Annotated in this window: 2 protein-coding genes; both read left to right on the top strand. The window is 44.5% G+C overall.

Features of this window, described 5'->3' with window-relative positions; genetic code table 11:
- Nucleotides 1-117: 117 nt before the first annotated feature.
- Entirely contained in the window at nt 118-246 is a 129-nt protein-coding gene (locus ICL16_RS46985; RefSeq protein WP_273039846.1) for a hypothetical protein, read from the top strand.
- A gap of 198 nt (nt 247-444) precedes the next feature.
- Nucleotides 445-1,653 (top strand): IS66 family transposase, encoded by a 1,209-nt coding sequence (gene tnpC / locus ICL16_RS31785; RefSeq protein ID WP_337907165.1) that lies wholly within the window; start codon nt 445-447, stop codon nt 1,651-1,653.
- Nucleotides 1,654-1,684 lie beyond the last annotated feature (31 nt).

Below are 1,684 nucleotides of genomic sequence, written 5' to 3'. Positions count from 1 at the left end.
GTAACTTTTCACTCCCCCCCCATTAGCAAGATGACTTGTGAGTTAGTAAAAGAATAAAAATGATTCGAGTGTGAGCGTTATATGGTAATGTAAGGAAGTCCGGGTAAATCAGACTCAATGCAGCGACTGAGCAAAGAAGACCTTGCACAAATGAATGAGGACTACTTCAAATCTCTAGACAAACAGAGGTTAGTCGAAGTAGCAAGGAATCTGCATTCGTTAGCAGTCGAACAGTTAGAAAGATGAGAACAAAATTCCACAAATAGTTCCAGACCGCCATCATCGGATAATCCCTATCAAGCACAAGCAGTCAAAAGCCTCACGGAACAAGTTCAAGTTAACTCTCCAGATGGAGATGCAACCGCTCGTGTTCACAGCAAAACCGATAGTAAAAAAGTCGAGAACTCAGACAAAGGATTTGGGAAAAAAACGCCGGGAAAGCAAATCGGAGCTAAGGGAGTATGGCGAGCAGACCCCTTAGTTCCAAGCATAACCATCCCTCATTATCCAGAAACATGTGCGGCGTGCAATAGCAAATTAGAAATAGACTCAAACGCAAAACCACACACAGGTTACTACGTACTCGAATTAGAGAAAAAAGACTCTGGTATCGAGGTAGTTTGCCAACTGCATCATTACTACTGTGCAACCTGCTCCTGCGGACACCACACAAAAGCGATGCCTGGTGTTGGCTATGTATCGGTTGTTGAAGGAAGGAAAAAAGATTTACGTCTAACTGAATATGGACTGGTTGGACCGATGCTAGCGACGTTTATCGCTTCGTTGGCTGTACGTTATCGAATGTCGCGACCGAAAATCAAAGAATTTTTGTTTGATTGGGTAGGTGTATCCCTAAGTATTGGAACCCTTGACAGATGCATACGGGAAGTTGGAATTGCTTGTACTCCGGTAGTTGAGGAGTTAATCGAGGAACTACAAAAGGCACAGGTTATCCATATTGATGAAACCCCGTGGTACGAGAAAGGGAAATATTGCTGGTTATGGGTGGCAATTACCAGTACTATTGCTGTGTATCACATCGGTAGTCGCAAAAAAGAAGAACTACTCCATATTATTAGCGATGCTTTTTTCGGGTGGTTAGTTACTGATGGATACGGAGCTTATAGTACCCGCCCAAAACGCCAACATTGTTTGGCTCATTTAATCCGTAAAGCCATAGCTTTAACGCAAGTTGTGGATCGTGAGGCGGCGGATTTAGGGCAGTGGCTTTTGGAAGAGTTGAGGGAACTGATACAAACACTTGCCAACGGCGACGGGGATCAGGATGAACAGGACTCGAACCCCGCTCGCCTTTACCGGGTCTGCCGATTGGCTAGCGGGTTTGACCATCCCAAGTTAAAAGCTCTAGCAAACGAGATTTTGAGAGATTGGGATGCGGTGGTTGCTTGTTTCTACAACCCAGAACTTCCTGCTACCAATAATGAAGCAGAACGTGCTCTGCGACATGCAGTGATTGCGCGACGTATTAGCTATGGCACGAGGACAACTGAGGGTAGTTTAGCTTATTGTTCGCTTTTAAGTGTGATTGAGACTTGTCGTCTCCGAAAGATTGACCCTTGGAAATACATTGCTCAAGTTATTACTCAACGTCGTAAGGGCTTTTCTCCACCTTCTATTCCTGCTGTTTCTTGACTCTTGTTTTTAGGGGGAAGTGAAAAGTTAC

Origin of the sequence: Iningainema tapete BLCC-T55 (assembly GCF_014698965.1) — a bacterium.
GTDB classification, from domain to species: Bacteria; Cyanobacteriota; Cyanobacteriia; order Cyanobacteriales; family Nostocaceae; genus Iningainema; species Iningainema tapete.
The sequence above is the reverse complement of the archived record's forward strand: the minus strand, read 5'-3'. Positions and strand labels throughout refer to the sequence as shown.